26 protein-coding genes and 1 pseudogene are annotated in these 22,550 nt (G+C 64.7%); 13 read left to right on the forward strand and 14 right to left on the reverse strand.

The genetic code is table 11. The features are described 5' to 3' along the window. Nucleotides 1-87 precede the first annotated feature (87 nt). From BST47_RS11665 to BST47_RS11720, 12 genes are all read left to right on the forward strand, one after another. Nucleotides 88-1,353, forward strand: a complete 1,266-nt coding sequence (locus tag BST47_RS11665; RefSeq protein WP_083125701.1) for an aromatic ring-hydroxylating oxygenase subunit alpha — start codon at nt 88-90, stop codon at nt 1,351-1,353. A 1-nt stretch (nt 1,354) separates the two neighbouring features. Next, nucleotides 1,355-1,693: a hypothetical protein gene (locus tag BST47_RS11670; RefSeq protein WP_083125702.1), complete on the forward strand. Its 339-nt coding sequence runs from the start codon at nt 1,355-1,357 to the stop codon at nt 1,691-1,693. Continuing rightward, nucleotides 1,690-2,937: a metal-dependent hydrolase family protein gene (locus BST47_RS11675; protein WP_083125703.1), complete on the forward strand. Its 1,248-nt coding sequence runs from the start codon at nt 1,690-1,692 to the stop codon at nt 2,935-2,937. The genes BST47_RS11670 and BST47_RS11675 overlap by 4 nt, the downstream gene beginning before the upstream one ends. Nucleotides 2,938-2,960: 23 nt before the next feature. Continuing rightward, nucleotides 2,961-3,413, forward strand: coding sequence for a MarR family winged helix-turn-helix transcriptional regulator (locus tag BST47_RS11680; protein ID WP_083125704.1), 453 nt, complete (start codon nt 2,961-2,963; stop codon nt 3,411-3,413). A 52-nt stretch (nt 3,414-3,465) separates the two neighbouring features. Then, the gene (locus BST47_RS11685) at nt 3,466-4,488 is read left to right on the forward strand and encodes a ferredoxin--NADP reductase (RefSeq protein WP_083125705.1); all 1,023 of its coding nucleotides are present in this window, start codon (nt 3,466-3,468) and stop codon (nt 4,486-4,488) included. Between the two features lie 31 nt (nt 4,489-4,519). Beyond that, the gene (locus BST47_RS11690) at nt 4,520-5,263 is read left to right on the forward strand and encodes an SDR family NAD(P)-dependent oxidoreductase (RefSeq protein WP_083125706.1); all 744 of its coding nucleotides are present in this window, start codon (nt 4,520-4,522) and stop codon (nt 5,261-5,263) included. Nucleotides 5,264-5,299: 36 nt separating this feature from the next. Next, on the forward strand, nt 5,300-6,559 hold the full coding sequence (locus BST47_RS11695) for an aromatic ring-hydroxylating oxygenase subunit alpha (protein ID WP_083125707.1): 1,260 nt from the start codon (nt 5,300-5,302) through the stop codon (nt 6,557-6,559). A 2-nt stretch (nt 6,560-6,561) separates the two neighbouring features. Next, nucleotides 6,562-6,897, forward strand: coding sequence for a hypothetical protein (locus BST47_RS11700; protein WP_083125860.1), 336 nt, complete (start codon nt 6,562-6,564; stop codon nt 6,895-6,897). A 16-nt stretch (nt 6,898-6,913) separates the two neighbouring features. Then, complete coding sequence (locus BST47_RS11705; protein WP_083125708.1) at nt 6,914-7,759, forward strand: TauD/TfdA dioxygenase family protein; 846 nt, start codon at nt 6,914-6,916, stop codon at nt 7,757-7,759. Between the two features lie 125 nt (nt 7,760-7,884). Next, nucleotides 7,885-9,159: a cytochrome P450 gene (locus BST47_RS11710; RefSeq protein WP_083125709.1), complete on the forward strand. Its 1,275-nt coding sequence runs from the start codon at nt 7,885-7,887 to the stop codon at nt 9,157-9,159. After that, on the forward strand, nt 9,156-9,350 hold the full coding sequence (locus tag BST47_RS11715) for a ferredoxin (RefSeq protein ID WP_083125710.1): 195 nt from the start codon (nt 9,156-9,158) through the stop codon (nt 9,348-9,350). Before BST47_RS11710 ends, BST47_RS11715 begins: the two co-directional genes overlap by 4 nt. A gap of 13 nt (nt 9,351-9,363) precedes the next feature. Continuing rightward, on the forward strand, nt 9,364-9,648 hold the full coding sequence (locus BST47_RS11720; RefSeq protein ID WP_083125711.1) for a DUF1330 domain-containing protein: 285 nt from the start codon (nt 9,364-9,366) through the stop codon (nt 9,646-9,648). Between the two features lie 67 nt (nt 9,649-9,715). Here the strand turns inward: BST47_RS11720 and BST47_RS11725 are convergent. From BST47_RS11725 to BST47_RS11770, 10 genes and pseudogenes are all read right to left on the reverse strand, one after another. Next, a pseudogene (locus tag BST47_RS11725) lies at nt 9,716-9,883 on the reverse strand (alpha/beta fold hydrolase); the annotation flags it as partial. Nucleotides 9,884-9,885: 2 nt separating this feature from the next. Further along, nucleotides 9,886-11,091 carry a cytochrome P450 gene (locus BST47_RS11730; RefSeq protein ID WP_083125712.1) on the reverse strand — a complete coding sequence of 402 codons (1,206 nt, stop codon included), beginning with the start codon at nt 11,089-11,091 and terminating at the stop codon, nt 9,886-9,888. Next, entirely contained in the window at nt 11,088-11,288 is a 201-nt protein-coding gene (locus BST47_RS11735) for a ferredoxin (protein ID WP_083125713.1), read from the reverse strand. Before BST47_RS11735 ends, BST47_RS11730 begins: the two co-directional genes overlap by 4 nt. Further along, nucleotides 11,285-12,487: a cytochrome P450 gene (locus BST47_RS11740; RefSeq protein ID WP_083125714.1), complete on the reverse strand. Its 1,203-nt coding sequence runs from the start codon at nt 12,485-12,487 to the stop codon at nt 11,285-11,287. Before BST47_RS11740 ends, BST47_RS11735 begins: the two co-directional genes overlap by 4 nt. 112 nt (nt 12,488-12,599) lie before the next feature. Then, nucleotides 12,600-13,391, reverse strand: coding sequence for an NAD(P)-dependent oxidoreductase (locus BST47_RS11745; RefSeq protein ID WP_083125715.1), 792 nt, complete (start codon nt 13,389-13,391; stop codon nt 12,600-12,602). Next, entirely contained in the window at nt 13,388-14,206 is an 819-nt protein-coding gene (locus tag BST47_RS11750; RefSeq protein WP_083125716.1) for an NAD(P)-dependent oxidoreductase, read from the reverse strand. Before BST47_RS11750 ends, BST47_RS11745 begins: the two co-directional genes overlap by 4 nt. Further along, the gene (locus BST47_RS11755) at nt 14,206-15,051 is read right to left on the reverse strand and encodes an alpha/beta hydrolase (RefSeq protein WP_083125861.1); all 846 of its coding nucleotides are present in this window, start codon (nt 15,049-15,051) and stop codon (nt 14,206-14,208) included. Before BST47_RS11755 ends, BST47_RS11750 begins: the two co-directional genes overlap by 1 nt. Nucleotides 15,052-15,092: 41 nt before the next feature. Next, complete coding sequence (locus tag BST47_RS11760) at nt 15,093-16,748, reverse strand: thiolase C-terminal domain-containing protein (protein ID WP_083125717.1); 1,656 nt, start codon at nt 16,746-16,748, stop codon at nt 15,093-15,095. Then, on the reverse strand, nt 16,745-17,056 hold the full coding sequence (locus BST47_RS11765; protein ID WP_083125718.1) for a ferredoxin: 312 nt from the start codon (nt 17,054-17,056) through the stop codon (nt 16,745-16,747). The genes BST47_RS11760 and BST47_RS11765 overlap by 4 nt, the downstream gene beginning before the upstream one ends. Next, nucleotides 17,049-18,350, reverse strand: coding sequence for an NADH-ubiquinone oxidoreductase-F iron-sulfur binding region domain-containing protein (locus tag BST47_RS11770; RefSeq protein WP_083125719.1), 1,302 nt, complete (start codon nt 18,348-18,350; stop codon nt 17,049-17,051). The genes BST47_RS11765 and BST47_RS11770 overlap by 8 nt, the downstream gene beginning before the upstream one ends. Nucleotides 18,351-18,380: 30 nt before the next feature. On the opposite strand from BST47_RS11770, the gene BST47_RS11775 reads away from it, so the two are divergent. After that, a complete protein-coding gene (locus BST47_RS11775) occupies nt 18,381-18,854 on the forward strand; it encodes a hypothetical protein (protein ID WP_083125720.1) in 474 nt (157 codons plus the stop codon). 5 nt (nt 18,855-18,859) lie between these two features. On the opposite strand, the gene BST47_RS11780 is transcribed toward BST47_RS11775, so the two are convergent. From BST47_RS11780 to BST47_RS11795, 4 genes are read right to left on the reverse strand one after another with little or no spacing between them, the layout of a single operon-like run. Then, a complete protein-coding gene (locus tag BST47_RS11780; protein WP_083125721.1) occupies nt 18,860-19,768 on the reverse strand; it encodes an alpha/beta fold hydrolase in 909 nt (302 codons plus the stop codon). After that, a complete protein-coding gene (locus BST47_RS11785; protein WP_083125722.1) occupies nt 19,765-20,154 on the reverse strand; it encodes a Rieske (2Fe-2S) protein in 390 nt (129 codons plus the stop codon). Before BST47_RS11785 ends, BST47_RS11780 begins: the two co-directional genes overlap by 4 nt. 1 nt (nt 20,155) lies before the next feature. Further along, nucleotides 20,156-21,298: an amidohydrolase family protein gene (locus tag BST47_RS11790; protein WP_083125723.1), complete on the reverse strand. Its 1,143-nt coding sequence runs from the start codon at nt 21,296-21,298 to the stop codon at nt 20,156-20,158. Nucleotides 21,299-21,323: 25 nt separating this feature from the next. After that, nucleotides 21,324-22,418, reverse strand: a complete 1,095-nt coding sequence (locus BST47_RS11795) for an amidohydrolase family protein (RefSeq protein WP_083125724.1) — start codon at nt 22,416-22,418, stop codon at nt 21,324-21,326. Nucleotides 22,419-22,550 lie beyond the last annotated feature (132 nt).

Consider the following 22,550-nt stretch of genomic DNA (forward strand, 5'->3'; position numbering starts at 1 on the left):
CGGCGCAACGGGCTCTCGCAGATTGCGCCAAACACCCACGGCGCGTGCGGTATGACTAGACCACCACCACGTGGACAGGAGAAGCCGATGCCTCGATTTCCCAAGCCGCCCGAGGGCAGCTGGACCGAGCATTACCCACAGTTGGGGACCGGGCCGGTGTCCTACGAGGACTCGGTGGATCCGGAGTTCTACGAACTCGAGCGCAAGGCGGTGTTCAAACGCGCGTGGCTGAACGTCGGTCGCGTCGAACAGATTCCGCGCAAGGGCAGCTACTTCACCAAAGAGCTCAAGGTGGTCAACACCTCCATCATCGTGGTGCGCACCACCAACGGAGAGGTGAAGGCGTATCACAACATCTGCCGGCACCGCGGCAACAAATTGGTGTGGAACGACATGCCGCTGGAGGAGACCAGCGGTGTGTGCCGTCAGTTCACGTGCAAGTACCACGCCTGGCGCTACGACCTCGACGGGAACCTCACGTTCGTTCAGCAGGAGGGGGAGTTCTTCGACCTCGACAAGAGCCGCTACGGTCTGGTGCCCGTGCACTGCGAGGTGTGGGAGGGCTTCATCTTCGTCAACTTCGCCGAGGCGCCCGAGCAGTCCCTTCGCGACTTCCTGGGGCCTCTGATCACGGATCTCGAGGGTTATCCGTTCGACAAGATGACGTCCCGGTTCTACTACCGCTCCGAGGTGAAGGCGAACTGGAAGCTCTACATGGATGCGTTCCAGGAGTTCTATCACGCGCCTGTGCTGCATGCGAACCAGTCGCCGACCGCCTACTCGAAGGCGGCGGCAGAGGCCGGGTTCGAGGCGCCCCACTACCGCATCGAAGGTCCGCACCGGTTGGTGAGCACCTCCGGTATCCGCGCGTGGGAGATGGCCGACGAGATGCGCAAACCGATCGAGGACATCTGCCAGAGCGGGCTCTTCGGGCCGTGGGACAAGCCGGATCTGGGGGAGATGCCGAGAGGCCTCAATCCCGCGAAATGTGATCCGTGGGGCCTGGATTCGTTCCAGCTCTTCCCCAACTTCGTCATTCTGTTCTGGGGTCAGGGTTGGTACTTGACGTACCACTACTGGCCGACGTCATACAACACGCATCTGTTCGAGGGCACGGTGTATTTCCCGCAGCCGAGAACGCCCCGGGAGCGCATCGCGCAAGAACTCGCCGCGGTGTCGTTCAAGGAGTACGGGCTGCAGGACGCCAACACACTCGAGGCGACGCAGACGATGGTCGAGTCGCGCGTGCTCGACAACTTCCTGCTCTGCGACCAGGAGGTGCTCATCCGCCATCTTCACACCGAGACCGCGGCGTGGGTGCAGGATTACCGGAGCAAGACGGCGGGGGTGTGAGATGACAAGTGCCGAGCCGAAACTGCCGCCCGAATTCGCCGATCTCGAGCAGTTCTCGGACTGGTGCCTGGGCACCGAGGCCGAACGGTATGCCAAGCGGCTGGCCAGCTCGATGCAGGAGATCCAAGCCTTCTACGACGCGATCACCGCGCGCGCGGAGGAAGCCATCGCGTATTGCGACAAATTCTCGCTGGACGACATGCCAGAGGACGTTCTCAATCTGATGCACCTCCTCTACTCGATGATCCAGGCGTCGTTCCCCGTCGAGTGCTGGAAGCAACCCAAGGTGCCCGACTCGGGCGCCACCACGCTGGACTGCGTCTCAGAACCTGTGCCATGACCGCTCCGGTGACCGTCTTGCGCGCGGCGCGCTGGGCCGATGTCGAGGCCGGCGAGGTGCGCTCACCGGCCGTGGTGGTCATCGACGGCAACCGCATCTCGGCAGTCAATCCCGTTGACGTGCCTCAGCATCCGGACAACGAGATCGACCTGGGTGATGTCACCCTCCTGCCGGGTCTGATGGACATGGAACTGAACCTGCTCATCGGCGGCCCGGGTGGCCCGGAAGGTCTGCCGAGTCCGATGCACGGCGTGCAGGACGACCCTGCCTACCGCACGCTGCGCGGCGCGGTCAACGCGCGCACCACCTTGGAGGCCGGGTTCACCTCCGTGCGCAATCTCGGACTGATGGTCAAGACGGGTGGCTATCTCCTCGATGTCGCGTTGCAGCGTGCGATCGAGGCGGGCTGGCACGTCGGGCCCCGGATCTATCCGGCGGGGCATGCGGTGACGCCCTACGGCGGGCACCTCGATCCGACGGTGTTTCAGCGTCTCGCACCGGGCATCATGCCGCTGTCGGTCGCCGAAGGAATCGCCAACGGCGTCGACGAAGTCCGGGCGTGCGTGCGTTATCAGGTCCGGCACGGCGCCAAGTTGATCAAGGTCTCGGCTTCGGGCGGGGTGATGTCGCACAGCACCGCACCGGGCGCCCAGCAGTACTCCGACGACGAATTCGCCGCGATCGCCGACGAGGCGCACCGTGCCGGCGTGCGGGTGGCCGCACATGCCGTGGGCGACAGCGCGATTCGCGCGTGTATTCGTGCAGGCATCGACTGCATCGAGCACGGCTTCCTGGCTACCGACGACACCATCAAGATGATGGCGGACACGGGAACATTCCTGGTTTCGACCACCTACCTCACCGAGGCGATGGCCATCGACCGGATCGCCCCCGAGCTGCGCAAGAAGGCCGAAGTCGTGTTCCCTCAGGCTCAAGCCATGCTGCCCAAGGCCATCGAGGCGGGGGTCCGGATCGCATGCGGTACGGACGCGCCGGCGATCCCGCACGGACAGAACGCGAGGGAGTTGTGCGCCCTGGTCTCGCGCGGGATGAGCCCCATGCAGGCGCTGCGGGCGGCGACCATCACGAGCGCAGAGCTCATCGAGGCCGACGACGAACTCGGACGCATCGCGCCCGGCTACTTCGCCGACATCGTCGCGGTGCCGGACGACCCGTCGCGCGACATCGCCGTCACACTGGACGTGCAGTTCGTGATGAAGGACGGCGTCGTCTACAAGCGCTAGCGCCCGGACGGAGGAGAGCGAGCGTGGAACAAACGGACAACATCCTGTGGCTGCTCAAGCAGGCCTGGTACTTCTCCCTGACAACGGTCAACGACGCGGTCAGTGACCACGGGGTGAGCACCGCGCAGATTGGTGTGCTGCGGCAGCTGTCGACCGAACCCGGTTTGTCGGGGGCCGATCTGGCGCGGCGCATGTTGATCAGCCCGCAGGGGGTTCAGCTCGCATTGACCGCCCTCGAACGGCGCGGTCTCATCGTGCGCAAAAAAGATCCGCAGCACGGCCGGATCTTGCAGGCGTTTCTCACCGACGAGGGCCGCAAGGTGGCCGAAAACGTCGTCAACGACGCAATCGCCGCGCACGACAAGGTGTTTGGGGTGCTGAACAAGGCCGAGCAACAGACGCTGCGTGACCTGTTGGCCCGCGTGGTCGAACAGGGCACCGGACACGAGCTGTATGACGATCACATCGATCCATAGCGGAGTATTCAGTACTTGAGATCAATGACAAGTACTTGATATATTGTTGGCGATGGGTGACAACGACGGAGCCGACGGATTCGCGCCGCTGCGCGTCAAGCGCGTGGTGCGCGAGACTTACGACGCCGTCTCTCTGGTGCTGGACGTACCCGAGTGCTGCTCGACGAAGTACCGCTACCAGGCGGGTCAGTTCTTGACATTGCGGGTCAACGTCGAGGGTCAGGAACTGCGTCGCTGCTATTCGATGTCGTCGGCACCGCTCGAAGACGAGTTGCAGATCACCGTCAAGCGCGACCCCGGCGGTGTCGTGTCCAACTGGCTCAACGACCAGGTCGCCGAAGGTGTTGAGATCCACGCCGCTCCGCCCGAGGGGCGGTTCTGTCTGCGTGACACCGCGGACGAGATCATCGCATTCGCCGGCGGCAGCGGCATCACGCCGATCATGTCGCTGGTTCGGACCGCGCTGGCGAGTTCGTCACGTCGTGTGCGGCTGTTCTATGCAAACCGCAGTCGCGATTCGGTGATCTTCGCCGATGCGCTCAGCACGTTGGCCGACGAGCACGCCGACCGACTGGTGGTGGTGCATCACATCGACGAGGTCGGCGGCGTGGTGACTTCCTCCGCGGTCGAGTCGTTCGTCACCGACGCCGGTGCGGCCGACTACTACATCTGCGGCCCGGGGCCCTTCATGGACACCGTGGAGGCCACGGTGCTCGCGGCCGGTGTTCCGCGCGATCGCGTTCACCTCGAACGGTTTTCGGTGGAGCCGGTCACTGCCGACGCGGCCCACGATTCGGAGCAGACCGCGCAAGTCGTGATCGAACTCGATCACAAGACCACCACCGCCGACTACCGGGTAGGCAACACGTTGCTGCAGACCGCCCGGATTGCCGGCCTGCGCGCACCCGCGTCGTGCGAGACCGGCTCGTGCGGAACGTGCATGGCGCGCATCGTCTCCGGCAGCGCGCGGATGCTCAACAACGACGCGCTCGATGACGACGAAGTGGCCGAAGGTTGGGTGCTGACGTGCCAGTCTCTGCCTACCAGCCGAACAGTCCATGTGGTCTACGAATGACAGCGAGAGGTCGTGTGATGGGACGGATCCGATGACTCGCGTCGCGGTGGTGACCGGTGGTGCGTCGGGCATGGGCGAGGCGACCTGTCACGAGCTTGGCAGGCGTGGGCACAAGGTGGCCGTGCTCGACCTCAACGGCGAGGCTGCGCAGCGCGTCGCCGAAGAACTGCGCGCAAAGGGGGTGACCGCGTTTGGCGTGGCCGCTGACGTGAGTGTCCGTGCGGCCGTCGAGGAGGCCTTCGCCAAGGTGCGCACCGAGTTGGGGCCGGTGCACATCCTGGTCACGAGCGCGGGCGCCGTGGACTTCGCACCGTTCACCGATATCAGTGTGCAGGCGTGGCAGCGACTCATCGATGTGAATCTCACCGGCACGTTCCATTGCTGCCAGGTCGCCGTGCCCGACATGTTGGAGGCCGGCTGGGGCCGAATCGTGATGATCTCGTCGTCCAGTGCTCAGCGGGGTTCGCCTGGGATGGCGCATTACGCCGCCTCCAAGGGTGCGCTGCTGTCCCTGACCAGATCGCTTGCGCGGGAGTACGGTCCGGCCGGGATCACGGTCAACAACATTCCGCCGTCAGCGATCGAGACGCCGATGCAGCACGCCGGGCAGGCGGCCGGACACCTGCCCTCCAACGAGCAGATGGCCGCGAGTGTTCCGCTCGGCCACCTCGGCACCGGTGATGACATCGCCGCCGCCGTCGGCTTCCTGTGTTCCCAAGAAGCCGGTTTCATCACCGGACAGACGCTGGGTGTCAACGGCGGGTCGGTGATGTGATGACCACGAGTTCTCCACCACGACAGGGAGGTTCGCATGGCTAAGTGGCCCAAACCGGCCGAGGGCAGCTGGACCGAGCATTACCCGGAACTCGGTACCGGACCGATCTCGTTCCGCGACTCGATCTCGGCCGAGTTCTACGAACTCGAACGCGAAGCGGTGTTCAAGCGCGCGTGGCTCAACGTCGCCCGCGTCGAGGAGTTACCTCGCGTCGGTAGCTATCTCACCAAGGAGATCGACGTCGCGAATACGTCGGTCATCGTGGTTCGCGGCAAGGACCAGCAGATCCGTGCCTTCTACAACATCTGCCGTCACCGTGGAAACAAGTTGGTGTGGAACGACTATCCCAACGAGGAGGTCAAAGGCACCTGCCGCCAGTTCACCTGTAAGTACCACGGATGGCGATACGACCTGAAAGGCGACCTGACGTTCGTGCAGCAACCGGGTGAGTTCTTCGACCTGGACAGCGCGCAGTACGGGCTGAAACCGGTGCAGTGCGACGTGTGGAACGGTTTCATCTTCATCAACTTCGACCCCGAACCGCGCTGGAGCCTGCGGGAGTTTCTCGGCCCGATGATCACTGCGCTCGACGACTATCCGTTCGGGCTCATGACCGAGCGTTACGACTTCGCCGCGCAGAACAACAGCAACTGGAAGATCTTCGCCGACGCGTTCCAGGAGTACTACCACGTGCCGTCGCTGCACAGCCAGCAGGTACCCAGTGAGGTGCGTCAGCCCAACCAGACGTTCGAATGCGGCCATTTCCAGATCGACGGACCGCACCGTCTGGTTTCCACTGCGGGCACGCGACGGTGGCTGCTGGCACCCGAGTTCATGTATCCGGTCGAAAGGGTCACGCGCAGCGGACTTGTCGGGCCGTGGCGCACGCCGGAAACGCATCAGTCGGCCGGCCTCAATCCGGGCGGGATCGAACCGTGGGGGATCACCAATTTTCAGATCTTTCCGAACCTCGAGATTCTCATCTACCACGGGTGGTATCTGCTCTACCGCTACTGGCCGACATCGCACAACACGCACAAGTTCGAGGCCTACAACGCATTCCATCCAGCACGGACTGTGCGCGAGCGCATCGAACACGAGGTGGCCTCGGTGGTGCTCAAGGAGTTCGCGCTGCAGGATGCGGGCATGCTCGGCGGAACGCAGGCCGCACTGGAGTACGACATAGTCGACGACTACCCGCTGTCGGATCAGGAAATCCTCGTGCGGCACCTGCACAAGGTGGCGGTCGACTGGGTCGAGGAGTACAAGGCCGAGCGCAGCCCGGTGGGAGTGTGATCATGGCCGACACCCGTTTACCGAGCGCGTTCGCCGAGTTCGAACCCTTCGCCGAAAAGTGGTGCCTGGCAACCGAACCAGAACGCTGGGCCACCCGCCTCTCCACTGCGATGCCGGAGATCCGCGAGTTCTACGACGCGTTCACGCCCCGCTTCGAGGAAGCGATCGACTACTGCGACAAGTTCCCGCTGGACGACATTCCGGAGGATGCGCTCAATCTGCTGCACCTCGTCTACTCGATGATCATGGTGTCGATGGCCGTCGAGGTCTTCGGCACCCAAAAACCCGCCGACTCCGCTGACGCGGTTATGCATCGCGTCAGCGCTCCGGTGCCCTGATGACAGGACGACAGATATGAGTCTGCTCACGATCAACAAGCTCACCGCATCGGTCGGCGCCGAGGTGAGGGGCCTGGACCCCGACTTGATGGCCGCTGATGACGCCGTGGGCGCTGCTGTCCTCGATGCGCTGGAAGACAACGGCGTGCTGGTGTTCCCGGAATTGGGCTTGCAACCCGAAGCGCAGGTCGCGTTCTGCCGGAAGCTCGGCGAAATCGACCATTCTTCCGACGGCCACCACCCCGTCGCCGGCATCTACCCGGTGACGCTCGACAAGTCGAAGAACGCCTCGGCGGCCTACCTACGCGCGACGTTCGACTGGCACATCGACGGCTGCACGCCGACCAATGACGAGCCTCCGCAGAAGGCGACTGTGTTGTCGGCCAAGCAGGTTGCCGAGCGCGGCGGCGAGACCGAGTTCGCCAACTCCTATGCCGCCTATGAGGCGTTCAGCGACGACGAGAAGCGGCGCTTCGGTGCCCTGCGGGTCGTCCACTCGCTGGAGGCGTCACAGCGAAGGGTTCACGCCGACCCGTCGCCGGAGCTGGTGGCGAAGTGGCGATCGCGTCCGACCCACGAGCATCCGCTGGTGTGGACACATCGGAGCGGCCGCAGATCGCTGGTGCTCGGCGCGTCGGCGGACTATGTCGTCGGAATGGACCGCGATGAGGGCCGTGCGCTACTGGCCGACCTCCTCGACCGGGCCACCCAGGCGGATCTGGTCTACAGCCACTCCTGGTCGGTCGGTGACACCGTCATCTGGGACAACAACGGTGTACTGCACCGCGCGGCGCCGTATGACCCCGATTCACCTCGAGAAATGCTGCGAACCACGGTGTTGGGCGACGAGCCGATCCAGTAGCGGTGCGGACTGGCTGTGCGGGTGCACAGCCACCTCGTTGACGCCGACGGGCCGACTGTGAAAATCTAATAGCCGCATATGAGAATCACGTTCTCGTGGCCAGAGATCAGTGGACGGAGTAACGCATGACGGAGGATCTGACCTCGGTCGATTTCTTCAGGGACAGCCGACTGACGGACGACCCCTTTCCGTTCTACGAGGCGCTTCGCAACAAGTGCCCGGTCAGCCGCGAGGACCACTACGGCGTGACGATGGTGACCGGCTGGCAGGAGGCCGTCGACGTCTACAACGACGCCGAGACGTTCTCGTCGTGCATCTCGGTGACCGGCCCGTTCCCCGGGTTCCCGGTGCCCCTGGAAGGTGACGATGTCACCGACCTGATCGTCAAGCACCGCGACGAGATTCCGTTCAGTGACCAGCTGCCGACACTGGACCCGCCGACGCACACCAACCACCGCGCCCTGCTGATGCGGCTGATCACCCCGAAGCGCCTCAAGGAGAACGAGGACGCGATGTGGCAGCTCGCCGACGACATCCTCGACGACTTCCTCGCGCCCGGTGAGGGCGAATTCATCAAGGGCTTCGCCGGACCCTTCACGCTGCGCGTCATTGCCGATCTGCTGGGTGTGCCTGACGAGGATCGCGATGACCTCCTCGAGCGGCTCGCGCGCGGCACCCACGGCAGCTCGGTGGGCAATGCCGACAAGACGATGAACAAGACCCCCCTCGAGCACCTCTACGAGGTCTTTGCGACCTATGTCGAGGACCGACGGGCGCAGCCACGCGACGACGTGTTGACCGGCCTGGCGACCGCGGAGTTCCCTGACGGGACGATGCCGGAGGTCGGCGACGTCGTGCGGGTCGCCACCAACGTCTTCTCGGCCGGGCAGGAAACGACGGTGCGGCTGCTGTCCACCGCGCTCAAGGTCATGGGAGACAACCCCGATATCCAGCGCAGACTGCGCGAAGATCGCAGCCTCCTCGGGAATTTCATCGAGGAGTGCCTGCGCATCGAGAGCCCTGTCAAGGGTGATTTCCGGCTGTCTCGCGTGCCGACGACCGTCGGCGAGCAGGCGGTCGGGGCCGGGTGCACGCTGATGGTGATCAACGGTGCCGCCAACCGCGACCCGCGTCGCTTCGAGGATCCGGACACGTTTGACCCTGACCGTAAGAACGCCCGTCAGCACCTGGCCTTCGGGCGAGGCATCCACAGCTGCCCCGGCGCTCCGTTGGCTCGTGCGGAGACCAGGGTCGGCCTCGAGCGTCTGCTCGACCGCACGACCGACATTCGCATCAGCGAGAAGCATCACGGCCCGGCGAGTAACCGCAATTACCAATACATCCCGACCTACATTCTGCGTGGGCTGACGCAGTTGCACATCGAGTTCGACGTCCGATGAAGGTCAGCGTCGACGAAGACAAGTGCGCCGGCCACGGGATGTGCCTGACGCTGTGCCCCGAGGTGTTCGAGATGACCGACGACGGTTGGGCGGTCGCGGACCCGGGCGACGTGCCCGCGGAGCTGGAGAGCGCAGCCAAGGACGCCATCGCCAACTGTCCAGAACAAGCCATTTCCGAAATCGACGGTTGAACAAGGAGATCGAATGCCCAAGGCGTACATCCTCATCACCGAGGACGTCAAGGATCCGGCCGGGATGGCGGAATACGGCAAGCTCGCGAGCCAGGCGATGGCCGGTGCCACGCTGTTGTCGTTCGACTCGAAGGCGGAGGTGATCGAGGGGCAATGGCACGGCACCCAGACCGTGCTGCTGGAATTCGCGTCCGAAGAGGCCGCCAAGGAGTGGTACTACTCCGATGCCTACCAGGAGGCGGTCAAGTTACGTCAGGCCGCGGCCGAGTGCAACGGCGTCATCCTGCACGGAATGTAGCTCGCGCAGAAAGTTAGTTGGGCACCAGCGGGCCGGTCGGCGCGTCACGGTGGCGTGGACGAGTCACGAGGATCGCGTCGCGGCGGTCGGCCAATGTCGACTCTTCGTCGACGCGGGCGCCGTGGCCGGGCAGGTCGACGGCGACTCCGACATGGCCGAGTGCTTCGAGCGCTGCGATCGTCCGTTCCCAGCACCACGCGGCGTGAAAACCGCCGTGCACGAGGACGAACCGCATCTTCAGCTCAGTACCCGAACAGGTACCGAAGACCAGCCCGCGACGTTCTGCGCCGCCACTCGCTTGCACTCGTCGAAGATCACCTCGTAACGCGGCATGGTGTCGAGCAACCGGTCGAGCGCTATCGCGCTCTCCATGCGGGCGAGCGCGGCGCCCAGGCAGCTATGCACCCCGTACCCGAAACCGAGGTTCTGCGCCTCAGTGCGGTCGCGGTCGATGTCGAAAGTGTCGGCGTCGGTGAACGCGTCGGGATCGCGGTTCGCCGAACCGGTGAGCAGGAAAACGGGTTTGGCCTCCGGGATCGTTACGCCGTGGAGTTCGACCGGTTTCATCGAGCGGCGCACGTTGTACTGGTTCGGTGCCTCGTAGCGCAGCAACTCTTCGACCGCGGCTCCGATCTTGCTGCGGTCGTCGAGTAATTTCTGCCACTGGTCGGGATTGCGTGCAAAAGTGACCGCCGCGTTGCCCACCAGTTTGGTCACCGTCTCGGCACCGGCGCCGCCCAGAAGCGTCGCGAAGCCGGCGATTTCAAAGTCGTCGAGCGATTGCTTCTCGCCGTCTTCGCGCTCGACCTCGGCCGCGATCAGCCTGCTGAACATGTCGTCATGGGGATCGGCGCGGCGCTGCTGAATGATGTTGTAGTAGAGCCCCATCAACTCCGCGACCGCCTGCATGCCCTTCTCGGACATATCGATCTGACCGGGTTCGCGGGCCAGGGTGATGTCCACCCATTCGCCGACCTGTCCGCGGTACTCCTCCGGCACACCCAGCATCTGCGTGATCACCTGGACCGGAAACAAGGCGGAGAAGTCCCGAACCACATCGAATCGGTCGGAATCGATCCGCGAGAGGTACCGGTCGATGGTCTCGGTCACCATGGGGCGTAACGCCTCGATGGCTCGGGGTGTGAAGACCTTATTGACCAGGCTCCGCATCTGCCGGTGCTCCGGCGGATCCATCATGATGATCATCTTCGCCATCATCGGCTCGTCCGACCGGACCGTCGACAGGTCCAATCCGTATGCCGAGGAATAGGTTTCGAAGTCCTTGTACGCCGCGGCCACATCCTCATGCCGGGACAGGGCGTAGAAGTCGTACTCCTCGTTGTAGTAGACCGGTGCTTCTTCGCGGAGGCGCCGATAGATCTCCCAGGGGCCGTTGAAGAACTCCTCGGAGAACGGGTCGAAGACGATCTTCGATGCGGTCATTCGTCTTTGATGAAGATCGCCTGGCGTGGGCACTGCCGAACAGCCTCTTTTACGTGTTCCTCGTTCTCGGGGGTTACCTCGTCCTGCAGTACGTGTAGGTAGTCCTGGTCATCTAGGTCGAAGATCTCAGGATCGATGCCCATGCAGACCCCGTTACTCTCGCAGAGGCCGAAGTCGACTTCGATCTTTTGCGTCACTTCACCACCCTCACTGGCACGTGGTGGTATCCGGCGACGTTCTGCATGGTGACGCGTTCGAGGCCGTCGAAGTCGAGCTCGAAGCGCGGCATGAAGTCGAGCAGGTGCTCCAGCGCGACGGTCGTCTCCAACCGTGCCAACGCGGCGCCGAGGCAACTGTGGATGCCGTATCCGAGGCCGAGGTTCTGCGCCTGTGTGCGATCACGGGTGATGTCGAATGTCTCACCGTCGTCGAAAGCGCGCGGGTCACGGTTGGCGGCCGCTTTCATCAGGAACACCGGCTTGTGCGCGGGAATCGTGCCGCTGGGCACTTCGGTTTCCCTCAGGGTGTAGCGCACGTTGTATTGCACCGGGCCCACGTAGCGCAGCAGCTCCTCGACGGCCGCAGGTACCAGGCTGCGGTCGTCGAGCAGCATCTGCCACTGCTCGGGATGGCGCGCGAATTCGACCACGGCACTGCCGACCAACTTGGTCACGGTCTCGGCGCCTGCGCCGCCCAGCAGCGCGACGAAGCCGGTGATCTCGATGTCGTCGAGCTTGCGCATTTTGCCGTTCTCGCCGGGGATCTCGGCGGCGATCAGTCGGCTGATCATGTCGTCTTGCGGATCTTGCCGACGCTCCTGCACCAGGCTGTAGTAGTAGACCCCAGCGTCCATGTTGGCCTGAAGGTTCTCCTCGGACATCTCAATCTGTCCCGGCCTGACTTCCAGCCCCTTGTCGATCCAGTGCCGGACCTGCTGGCGGAAGTCTTCGGGCACCCCGGCCATCCGGGTGATGACTTCGACGGGGAACGGACCGGAGAAGTCCTGCACCACATCGAAGTTGTCGGGATCCACCTTCGAGAGGTAGTGCTCGACGAGTTCGACGACAGTGTCGTGTTGGGACTGGATGGCTCGGGGGGTGAATGCCTTGTTGAGCAGGCTGCGCATGAAGCGGTGTTCCGGAGGATCCATGAAAATGATGGATTTCTGGAACCCGGTGCCGGACTTGATCATGTTCAGGTGGCATCCGCGGGTTGACGAGAATGACTCGTGGTCCTTGAGTGCAGCCGCCACGTCCGCGTGGCGGGTCAGCGCGTAGAAGTCCTCTTCCTCGTCGTAGTAGATCGGAGTCTCGTCGCGCATCCGCCGATAGATCTCGTAAGGATCGTCGAAGTACTCCTGTGAATAGGGGTTGAACTTCAGTTTTGGCTTGGTCATGGTCTCTCTTTCGCCGCGTGGCTAACGTCTACGTGCGTTACGCGAGGCTGTATTTGTGTAACGTATAGTATGCCTCACAAGAGGCCTCTGAGACAGCGGAATCGCATCTGTTTCACGGTTGAATTCCGGCGTTGATGACGTTGTCGAGGAGTCCGATCGTCTCACCGAGCTCGGCAGCGATCTTGCGCACGACCTCGACGTCCTTCCCGATGAACTCGCTGGTCCGTTCGACGAAGGAGTCCACCGATCCGCCCGCCGCGACAAAACCCGCGACCCGGCTCGACCCGCTGCCGTGCGTGATCGCCTCCAGCAGTTGCGCCTCGTCCACGCCGAGGCGATCGCCCAGTGCGACGGCCTCCCGCAACAGCCCGATCTGGGCGGCGAACAACGCGTTGTTGGTCAGCTTGACGGCCTGGCCCGCGCCCAGCGGACCGACGTGCAGAATCGGGTCGCCATAGGCGGCGAGTACCGGTCGGACCCGCGCGACCGCATCGTCGGGACCACCGACGAACATTGTCAGCCCGCCGGCGGCGATGTTGTGCGGGCCTCCGCTGACCGGGGCGTCGAGCACGTCGATGCCGGGGGAGTGTGCCGCGATCGTCTGCACCGTGCGCGGACTTCCGGTCGTGTGCACGACGAGCGCGGAACCGGGCGACATCGCCGAGAGCACGCCGGGGGAGCACACCTGCACAACCTGCTCGTCGGTGAAGACACAGACGACGAGGACGTCTGCGTCCCTGGCGATGTCGTGGATTCCCGCGACCGCCTGCGCGCCGAGCGCGGTGATCGCCTGGCGCTTTTCGTCCGTCCTACCGAGCGCGCGGACGTAGTGGCCGGATTCGACGAGACGGGACACCATCGGGCTGCCCATGCGGCCCGCCCCCACGAACCCGACGCACGTCACCGCGGATGATCCATCGATTCCAGAGCGGTGTCGGCCGCGGTGAACACCGAGCCTTCGGACGCTGACGCGGCGGCGGCGATGCTGGCTGCGTGACGAACGTCCTTCTGCAACAATGCGCCCGCGATCGGCGCGAGCGCTTCGACGGTGCCACCGAACATCGCGATGCTTCCCAGCGCCTTGCTTGTCGCCGATCCGCCGTTGAGTACCTCGGCCAGCCGCACCCGCGGGATGCCGAGGGATTCGCCCAGGTCGAGGGTGCTCAGCGCGCTGCCCAGGTTCGCGGTGAACAGCAGGTTGTTGAGGATCTTGGTGACCTGTCCGCTGCCGAGCGGGCCGAGATGGACGATCGGATCGGCGTAGGTCGCGAACACCGGGCGGCACCGCTCGGCGACATCTTCCTCGCCTCCCACCATGACGAGCAACTTGCCCTCCTCCACGGCGGGGCCTCCGCCGCTCACGGGTGCGTCGATCACCGAAACGCCTTGAGCGGCGGCCTTGTCCGCGATCTCCCGGCACGTGTCCGGATGCACGGTGCTGTGAATCGCCACCACGCCGCCGGAGGCCAGACCTGCCAGTACGCCGCTGTCGCCGTAGAGCACTTCCCGTACATCGTCGTCGCCGACCACGCATAGGCAGACCAGGTCACTCGCCGCTGCCAACTCAGCGGGTGAACCCGCGGTTTTCGCGCCGGTGCCGGCATACGGATCGAGGCTGGCCGCCCTGCGCGCCCACAGCGTCGTCTCGAAGCCGCCTTCGACGATGCGGCGTGCCATGGGTCCACCCTGACTGCCCAACCCGATGAATCCGACGCGCATCAACCCGCCTCCATTGCTTCCGATGTGTTCTGCTGCGCGACAACGCATTCCTCGGCGAACGACAGCACTGCGCTGTGGTACGCCGCGGCGTTGAGCGATAGGGACATATTGTGTCCGGTGTTCGGTTGCTCGTTGGTCACGAATCGCGGTGATGACGTGAACATGGCGGCGATCTGCCCCAAGGCTTCGGCATCCGATCGCCACACCCGCTCGTGTTCGGCGGCGCTGAACTGCACCGGCACCCGAACATGCGGCGCGAGCGCGGGAAAGTCCTGCCGCGGCCAGCTCTTCGTCATGCCGACTTCGTAGAGCGCGCCGGTCGACGAGTTGGTCATGCCGGACAGCACGTCGGGCGGATACAGCTCGGCGGGCTGCCAGAGCACCTCGCGCAGTCCGGTCGGTCGACCGGTCGCCGTCGCCGACTTCATGATCTCGGCCATCGCCGCGTCGTATTGCACACCCGTGCCCGCCAACTCGAGGCCGATCAGGTTCGTGCGCTCAGCCCGGTCATCTGCGGCCAGACGCACCGCCAGCTCACAACCGGCGGAGTGGCCGACGAGAAACAACCCTGCGCCGCGCGGGGTGGCGCCGAGTATCTTGTCGATCGCGCCGTACACCAGTGCAACGCGTTGCTCCGGCCGCTCCATGGCGTCCGGGTAGGGCGCCGAGCTTCCGTACCCGGGCCGGTCGAGCGCCACCATGGTGAAGCCGCGGTCGGCTCCCATCCGTAGGAGTGACAGCGAGGGGTGCCCGGGGCAATCGAAATACGCTGCGGTACTGGATCCGCCGTGGAACGCGACCACGACAGCCTTCGGCTCGTCGGCCGCCGCGATCAGTCCGGACATGGGCACGCCGTCGACGAAGACGACGCGGGGACGGGCCTCGCTCACCCGTCGGTCCGCATCAGGATCGCGCCACTGGGAGTGAGCCCGCCGCTGCTGACCACCGCGACGCGGGCGTCTTTCACCTGACGTTCGCCTGCGTCGCCGCGCAACTGGGTGACGGCTTCGTGGACGAGGCCCATTCCGTGTGTGCGCCCGTGGGAGAGCTGGCCGCCGTGGGTGTTCAACGGGATCACGCCGTCGCGGGCGATGGCCTTACCGCCGTCGAGGAAGTCCTTCGCCTCGCCGATGCCGCAGAACCCGAGCGCCTCCAGCCATGACAGACAGTTGAATGAGAAGCCGTCGTAAAGCTCGGCGACGTCGACGTCCTTGGGCCGTAGCGACGTTCGCGTCCACAAGTGTGCGGCCTGGCCCAGCACCTGTGGTTCGTGGGTCATGGTGGTCTGATCCCAGTCGGTGCGTTCGACGATCTGGGTGCCGACGGCCTCGAACAGCACCGGTTTGCGCGGCATGTCCTTGGCGGCGTCGACGGCCGACACGATCACGGCGACCGCGCCGTCGCACGGGACGTCGCAGTCGTAGAGCCCGAACGGCGTGGTGATCGGCCTGGCGTTCAGATAGTCGTCCATGGTCATCGGATCGCGGTAGATCGCCGTCGGATTCAGCGCGGCGTTGGCGCGCTGGTTCAGGGCGATCCAGCCAAGCGTCTCGCGCGTCGTCCCGTAGCGCTGAAAGTGCCGCTGCGCGTTGAGCGCGAGCACGTGCGCAGCCGAGGTGGCACCGAACGGCATCTGCCAGCTGGATGTGCGCGGGCCGCCGGGCGGGCTGGCCTTACCCTCCTTCATCAGCTGCTGGAACGTCGCTTCCCACAGCGTGCGGAAGCACAGTACGTGGCGGGCCATGCCGGTGGCGATGGCCATCATGGCGGCGATGACAGAACCGCCTGGGCCGAAGGTGTCCATGCCGCCGTTGATCCACGTCGGGCGAATGCCGAGCGCACCCTCGAGCGCGGTCACACCGCCTTCGCCCATTCCGGCGATGTCCAGCCCCGGGTAGGTCGACAGCCCGTCGATGTCGTCCAGCGTCAGCCCCGCGTCGGCGATGGCGGCCTCGCACGCATCGATGGTGAGCGACAGCGGCGGCACCATCAGACGGCGGCCCAGACGGGATGCGCCGATACCGGTGATCGCCGACTGCTCTTCGAATTTCGCGGTGGTCAGCGGCGCGCTCACGTGCCGCGCGAAATCGGTCGGTGCGATTTCGTCCTGGGGCAGCGGACCGGATTCTTTGTCCGCCGTGGGACGGAACAGCGGAAGCCAGACGGCTCCGACGTTATCGGTGATCTTGTCGAAAGTGACCTCGACCATCTGGCCCAACGCCAGTTCGTCGGGATCACACTCCACGATGTTGGTGGTCAAGCGAACACGCGGATCCTCGACGACGGCGACCTGAGCCACCACATACGGCGGGGGCAGGTCGGGGAAGCCGAACCTGTGGTTGACCGTGAATGCCGAGAGGGTGGCGCGTCCGGAGACATCGCGCACGCCCATGTTGCGGCTGCGGCAGTATCGGCACACCGGCTGCGGTGGATGAATCAATGCCTCGCAGTCCTGGCATTCCTGGATGCGAAGGACGCCGTCACCGCCCGCGGTCCAGAAGAATTCGTTCTGAGCATTGAGTTCGGGCAGGGGTCGTGTCACCTGACGAACTCCGAAATTGCCTCGCTGCCGTTGGTTTTCGGGTCCGGCTCGGGTGACTCGTGCACATCCGGGTGCGCCGCTCCGTCGCCTGAGGGCCGGTGCTCACCCATGTAGATGATGGCGTGGACCGGGCAGTCGAACAGCGCGCGCATCACGGCGTCGCGATCCTTCTCGGGCACTGTGCCATCGCCGATCAGCGATGCGTAACCCCAGTCGTCGAGCGAGAAGTACCCTGGCGCGTGCTTGGCGCAGATGCCGAAGCCGTCGCAGATAGTCCGATCGAGCCGGATTCGCAAGCCGTCACTCATGTCCCACCGCCTCCACTTCATAAGGCCGCATCTCGTTGAAAGCGCCGGTGCGGCAGGTCGGGCACTCGTTGGCGAGGTGGCTGGTGATCAGCTGCGGGTAGTGGCGCAGCAGGCTCGCCGCGACGTTCGTGGCGCCGTCGAGGGTGCCGCATGCGCCGCGGCCACGCAGTACCACCGACCAGCGCTCCAGGCGAGTGACGTCCTCCTGGGTCGCCGCTCCGTCGCGCAATGCCGAGACGACGGCCGCCATTGCCGCCGTGCCGTTGAAGCACGACCCGCATTGGCCGGCGTTCTCCCGATCGAAGTACGACATCACCGACGCGGCGACGGCGACGGGGCAGTCGTCAGTGAGAATCGAGATCGCACCGCAGCCAAGGCCGCTGCCGAGTCGGCGAATCGTTTCATGGTCGAGTGTCGCGTCGAGGATGTCGGTGTTGACCAAACCGGCGAAATAGCCGCCCATCAACACTCCGCGCACCGAGTCCTTCGGAACTTCGTGCAATGTCAGCAGTTCGGAAAACGCGGCGCCGTGCGGTATCTCGTACAGCGCTGCGGGCCTCCCGCCGCCCGTGATCGTCGCCAGGAACGTACCCGGCGACATCGGTGTACCGACCGCGCGGAAACTTTGAGCACCATGCTCGTGGATATGGGGGAGGTTCGCCAGGGTCTCGACATTGCTGACGGTCGTCGGCAAGCCCGACACCCCCTCCTCGAACGGCCGAGGCGGCTTGTCGGTCGGCTTCGCGGGCCCGCCGTTGATGCGGCGTACCGCGGCGGTCTCCTCGCCCGCGACGTACCCGGGTTCGACGCTGATCACCGCGACGTCCGTCGCACCGAACATCTGGGGATCGAGTTCCGAGAGCGCACTGTTCACCGCCACGACCGACTGTTCGTCGGAGACATACACATACGCGCGGCTCGCGTTGATCGCGGCGGCGGCCAGGCGCAGGCCGTCCAGCACGAGGTGCGGGCGGTTGCGCAGCAGCCAGCGGTCTTTCACCGAAGCCGGCTCGCCCTCCTCGCCGTTCGCGACGATGACCGTCTGGACGCCGCGGCGTCCGGCGTCGCGCACCGTACGCAGCTTGGTCCCCAGCGGGAAGGCGGCGCCGCCGCGCCCGAGCAGACCGGACAGGTCGACCTGCTCCAGCAGTGCGTCCGCGTCCGTCAGCGGCCGGTAGCCGCCGGCCTGCACATACTCGGCGAGCTCCTCGGCTTTCACCTGGGTGGGCCGCAACAGTCGCGGCGTGCACCCTGGCCACGTGGCGACGGTGAGTTCGGTTGCGGTGGAGGTCATCGCGTCGCACCGCTGGATAGGCTGTCGGGCATGAGAACTGCCGTGGTGCGCGTTGGCGTGGATCTGGCCGGCGAACTCGCGCCCGCACAGTTAAGCGATGGCATGGCACGCCTCCGCGAATCGGCCGGCGCCGCGGGGGTCGACGTGGTGGAGAACAACCTCGCCGGCCTCCCGCCGCAACGACGTGAGGTCGAGCTGTTGATCGCTGGTGAGGATGCCGCCGAACTCGAACGCATCGCGGTGAGTTTGTGCGCCAAGGCTTTCGGTACGACACCGGTGCCCGGTGTGCTGACTTTCATCAGCAGGGGCACGGACGACGACGCGCACGGCGTGCTCACCGGACTGGGACTCACCGGCGAAATCGAACGCGTCGCCGGTGACGACGGGTGGGACGTGATCCATGTGACGTTGCACAAGTCCGACCTCGAGCGGGTGCCCGAGAGTCGCGTCCACACCGCCCTGGAGGCGTCGCTCAACTGCGAAGTGCACATCCGCACTGTCTAGCGCCATCAGTCGTCCAGGAATTCGAGAATCGCGGGCGCGGCCTGCACCCAGGTGTCGAACAGGCAGAAGTTCTTCCCGCCGCTGGCGGCGAACCTCTCACCGGCGCGTTCCCAGGCGTCTTCCGGCCATGGCGGGTCGATCAACTTGGAACCCTTGATCAGGCAGCTCACCTCCAGCGAGGTGCGCTTGGGATGGTCCCAATCGTTCTCGCCGCCACGGATGATCAGTGTCGGTATGGTGATGTTGTCGAACATCTCGTCTTCGACGCCGGGGATGGTCTGGCCCGGCTTGGGCACGAAAGCGTTGAGCCAGCGCCGCATCAGCTTGAGAAACTCGTCGACGTCGAGTGCCCGGAACCGCGCCTCGTTGTCCGGGTTCTCGGCGATGCGCTCCTTCCACTCGGCGACGTGGAGCAGGCCCTCGACACCCATACCCTTGGCGGCCAGGATGCTGGGCACGACATAGTGTCCGCCGAGCACGAACGAGCCGTAGACACCGCCGACGATGTTCCACACCACCAGTTTTCGCACGATCTCGGGGTAGAGCATCGTCGTCAGCATGGAGTCGCGTGCCCCGCCGGACCCACCCGCGATGATGCACGGCCCGACGTCGAGTCCCGTGATCAACGCGTGCAGAGTCTCGGCGCGCATGTGTGATTCGCTCTTGCCATAGAACTGCACGTCCGACTTGCCACAGTTCGGCCTGTCCCACAGCAGAACCCGGCAACCGCCGTCGGCCAGCGCCTCCGCCAACGGCCGCAGCCCCGGGATGTCCTTGCTGAAGCGGCCTCCCGGTGTCAGGGCGATGAATTCACCTTCTTCGCCAAGAATTTCGTAGACGACCCGGCCGCCCTTGTATTCGAAGATCTTTTCGCCGGGCTTGAGCTGCAGGCCGGAGGACTCAGTTGTCGTCATGCCTGCACCATGACATCGTTGCCGACGATCCGGACGGGATAGGTCCGGATACTCCACTCGGGTTTGACCGCGGTCGTGCCCGTCGCCAGTTCGAAACCCCATTGGTGCCAAGGGCAGTAGATGAATTCGAGGTCGCGCACCATCACCGCGTCGCCCGGAACGTCGTCGTCGACGATCGTGCGGCCGCGCGGACGGCCCGAGCACAGCGGACCGCCCTCGTGCGGGCAGTAGTTCGCGATGGCGTAGAACGTGCCGTTGACGTTGTAGACGCCGACGCCGTGTCGGCCTATGGGTACCAGTTTGTGTGTGCCCGGCGGGATCTCGTCGACGGTGGCGACGACGTGTTCGCGCCCTTGCGCAAGCCGGGGCGTCTTCTGCTCGTCCAACTCAGAACACCCGGACTTGGCCCTCGAGGGCCGGAACCGTCTCTGGAAGGTGGTATGTCGCGATGCCGTTGCGGAACATCACCGCCTCACGGGCGTGCTCGGGCAGGTGCTTGACCAGCCAGCGGGGGTCGTCGAACGTCCAGTGCGGGTAGTCGCTGCTGAACAGCAGGATCTTCTCGCACTCCATCCACTCGAACGCCCGGGTCAACTCGGTCTTGTCCTCGGGGTAGTCCAGCGGCTGGGTGGTGAACTTGATGTGGTCCTTGACGTACTCCGACGGCTTGCGCTTGATGTCCAGCCACGACTTGCGGGCTTCGTAGATCGCGTCCATGCGCCACATCAGCGGCAGGATCCACGTGAATGCGTGCTCCACCAACACGATTCGCAGTGTCGGGAACCGGTCGAACAGCCCGTCGAAGACCATGCTCATCACCTGATTAGCGGCCAGGAGCGAATACGTGACCATGAAATCGTGGTTGTAGCTCGGAAATCCGACGGGCGGGATGGGCAGTTCCTCGTGGTGGCTGCGCGACAGGTGGCAACTCACGGTGATGTCGTTGCGGGTGGCGGCTTCCCAGATCGGGTTGTATTTCGGATCGCCCCACGGCGGGCGTGGCTCGGCCTTGATGAGGACCTGCCCCATATAGGGGTGGCCGGCCCATTTGTCGATCTCGCGGGCGGCGTCGTCTGGAGTTTCGATCGCAACGCACACGGAACCTCGCCAGCGTTCATGCCAGTTGTTGTGACTGTCCAGCCAGTGGTTGGCCTGCCAGTCGTTCAGCGCGCAGTTCATCGCATGGTTCACCTCGGGAAAGCGCGCCGGGTAGGCGGCCGGCTCGAGGATGGCGATGTCGGCGCCGGCCTCCATGATCAGCTGCTTGAAGGCCAGGTCGGGGTCGCTGCCCGCGAAGTTGCCGTCCGACGGGAACGTGTCCAGGCGCATCGCATAGGCGTGTGCGTAGTCGGGTGCGTCGTAGTAGATCTGATCGCCGACCCGGCGCGTCAGGAAATACTTGCTGCGCCACGGCTCGGGGATGTACGGGGTCAGCTCGCCGGCCCTGGGCGTCGGATGCATATCGGAGTCGACGCAGCGAACCGCGATGCGCTCGGCCGCGGGCTTTCGCTCGTTCACTGTGACCGTCATGGTGCCTCCCTTACGAAGTCTTCTCTTACTGTGCGCTGACGCCGGCCCCGACGTCTATGCCATACAGCTGCGCGGCGTTTCGCCAGCAGAGCTTGTCGCGTTGTTCCGCCGAGTACGAACCGGGCACCGTCAGCTCGTTGAGCTGCCAGTGCGGGTAGCTCGATCCGTACATCACCATGTCGTCCTTGCCGGTGAAGTCAAGCCATTCACCGGCGAATTCGACATCGCCGGGCCCGTCCATCGCGCCCTGGATGAAGTAGGTGTGGCCGGGCAGGTAATCGCTGGGCATCTTCGGCGCCCACGGAGTCTGCTCGAGGTGGGGGCGACCGAAGCAGTCCATCCGCCACATGAACGGCGTCAGCATGTCGGCGGCTCCGTCGGCCCATACGAACTTCAGCGTGGGCATCTTCTCGAATACCCCTTCGACGATGAGGTTCATCAGGTGGTACAGAAAGTTGAGCGCCATGAAGCTGACGTAGTGCTCGTATGTCCGCGGAACCCCGTTGGGAGTCGGTGCGAACGAGACGCCCGCGCCAACCTCGATATGCACGGCGACCGGAAGATTCGCCGCCACGGCCGCCTCCCACAACGGCCAGAACTGCGGCTTGCCGTAGAGCTCCCGCGACTGCAGCGGGATCCCGATCTGCACAACACGCGGGTGGTCGGCGTATTTGGCGATTTCGCGCAGCGAGCCGGTGATGTCGTCGGGATTGACCCGGATGGTGCCGCGAAACCGATCGGCATAGGTGTTGTCCTCAAGCCAGCGCGACACCATGAGCTCGTTGTGCGCCGCCGCGATCGCGGTGCCCAGATGGCGGTCGGGCATATTGCCCCGCGTCATCGGGTGCAGGATCGCGATGTCGACGCCGCGTTCTTCGAAGAGCTGCTGGCCGACGAACTCGGGGTCCGATCCGGCATAGCTGCGTTCGCCTTCGGTATTGGCGGCGTACTCGCCGCCGGGGGCGCCATACCAATCCATCTCATAGTCCGGAAATCCGCGGCTCTTGAACGGCTCGCGCATGAAGCCGCGCAGGTCCTTGTTCGACTTGCTGAAAATGTGCACGCTGGCGTCGATCACGGGTGTCTTACCGAGCTGGCTCTCCTCGGGAAGTGTGTTCACTCAAGGCCTCCGATGTCCGTCCGGGTGGCCGGATCGCGCGAAGGGCTGTGACATGAGCCGGCACCGGACATACAGCCATAGTAAAGGCTTGTTCTTCAAAGGCAAGAATCTTGTTCTCCAGCGAAACGCTTA

It is taken from the genome of Mycolicibacterium tusciae (genome assembly GCF_002086795.1).
Lineage (GTDB): Bacteria > Actinomycetota > Actinomycetes > Mycobacteriales > Mycobacteriaceae > Mycobacterium > Mycobacterium tusciae.

Coding starts and splice junctions, on each gene's coding strand:
- BST47_RS11665 (WP_083125701.1), top strand. CDS start 88: ATGCCTCGATTTCCCAAGCCGCCCGAGGGCAGCTGGACCGAGCATTAC.
- BST47_RS11670 (WP_083125702.1), top strand. CDS start 1,355: ATGACAAGTGCCGAGCCGAAACTGCCGCCCGAATTCGCCGATCTCGAG.
- BST47_RS11675 (WP_083125703.1), top strand. CDS start 1,690: ATGACCGCTCCGGTGACCGTCTTGCGCGCGGCGCGCTGGGCCGATGTC.
- BST47_RS11685 (WP_083125705.1), top strand. CDS start 3,466: ATGGGTGACAACGACGGAGCCGACGGATTCGCGCCGCTGCGCGTCAAG.
- BST47_RS11690 (WP_083125706.1), top strand. CDS start 4,520: ATGACTCGCGTCGCGGTGGTGACCGGTGGTGCGTCGGGCATGGGCGAG.
- BST47_RS11695 (WP_083125707.1), top strand. CDS start 5,300: ATGGCTAAGTGGCCCAAACCGGCCGAGGGCAGCTGGACCGAGCATTAC.
- BST47_RS11700 (WP_083125860.1), top strand. CDS start 6,562: ATGGCCGACACCCGTTTACCGAGCGCGTTCGCCGAGTTCGAACCCTTC.
- BST47_RS11705 (WP_083125708.1), top strand. CDS start 6,914: ATGAGTCTGCTCACGATCAACAAGCTCACCGCATCGGTCGGCGCCGAG.
- BST47_RS11710 (WP_083125709.1), top strand. CDS start 7,885: ATGACGGAGGATCTGACCTCGGTCGATTTCTTCAGGGACAGCCGACTG.
- BST47_RS11715 (WP_083125710.1), top strand. CDS start 9,156: ATGAAGGTCAGCGTCGACGAAGACAAGTGCGCCGGCCACGGGATGTGC.
- BST47_RS11720 (WP_083125711.1), top strand. CDS start 9,364: ATGCCCAAGGCGTACATCCTCATCACCGAGGACGTCAAGGATCCGGCC.
- BST47_RS11730 (WP_083125712.1), bottom strand. CDS start 11,091: ATGACCGCATCGAAGATCGTCTTCGACCCGTTCTCCGAGGAGTTCTTC.
- BST47_RS11740 (WP_083125714.1), bottom strand. CDS start 12,487: ATGACCAAGCCAAAACTGAAGTTCAACCCCTATTCACAGGAGTACTTC.
- BST47_RS11750 (WP_083125716.1), bottom strand. CDS start 14,206: ATGCGCGTCGGATTCATCGGGTTGGGCAGTCAGGGTGGACCCATGGCA.
- BST47_RS11755 (WP_083125861.1), bottom strand. CDS start 15,051: ATGTCCGGACTGATCGCGGCGGCCGACGAGCCGAAGGCTGTCGTGGTC.
- BST47_RS11765 (WP_083125718.1), bottom strand. CDS start 17,056: ATGAGTGACGGCTTGCGAATCCGGCTCGATCGGACTATCTGCGACGGC.
- BST47_RS11770 (WP_083125719.1), bottom strand. CDS start 18,350: ATGACCTCCACCGCAACCGAACTCACCGTCGCCACGTGGCCAGGGTGC.
- BST47_RS11775 (WP_083125720.1), top strand. CDS start 18,381: ATGAGAACTGCCGTGGTGCGCGTTGGCGTGGATCTGGCCGGCGAACTC.
- BST47_RS11780 (WP_083125721.1), bottom strand. CDS start 19,768: ATGACGACAACTGAGTCCTCCGGCCTGCAGCTCAAGCCCGGCGAAAAG.
- BST47_RS11790 (WP_083125723.1), bottom strand. CDS start 21,298: ATGACGGTCACAGTGAACGAGCGAAAGCCCGCGGCCGAGCGCATCGCG.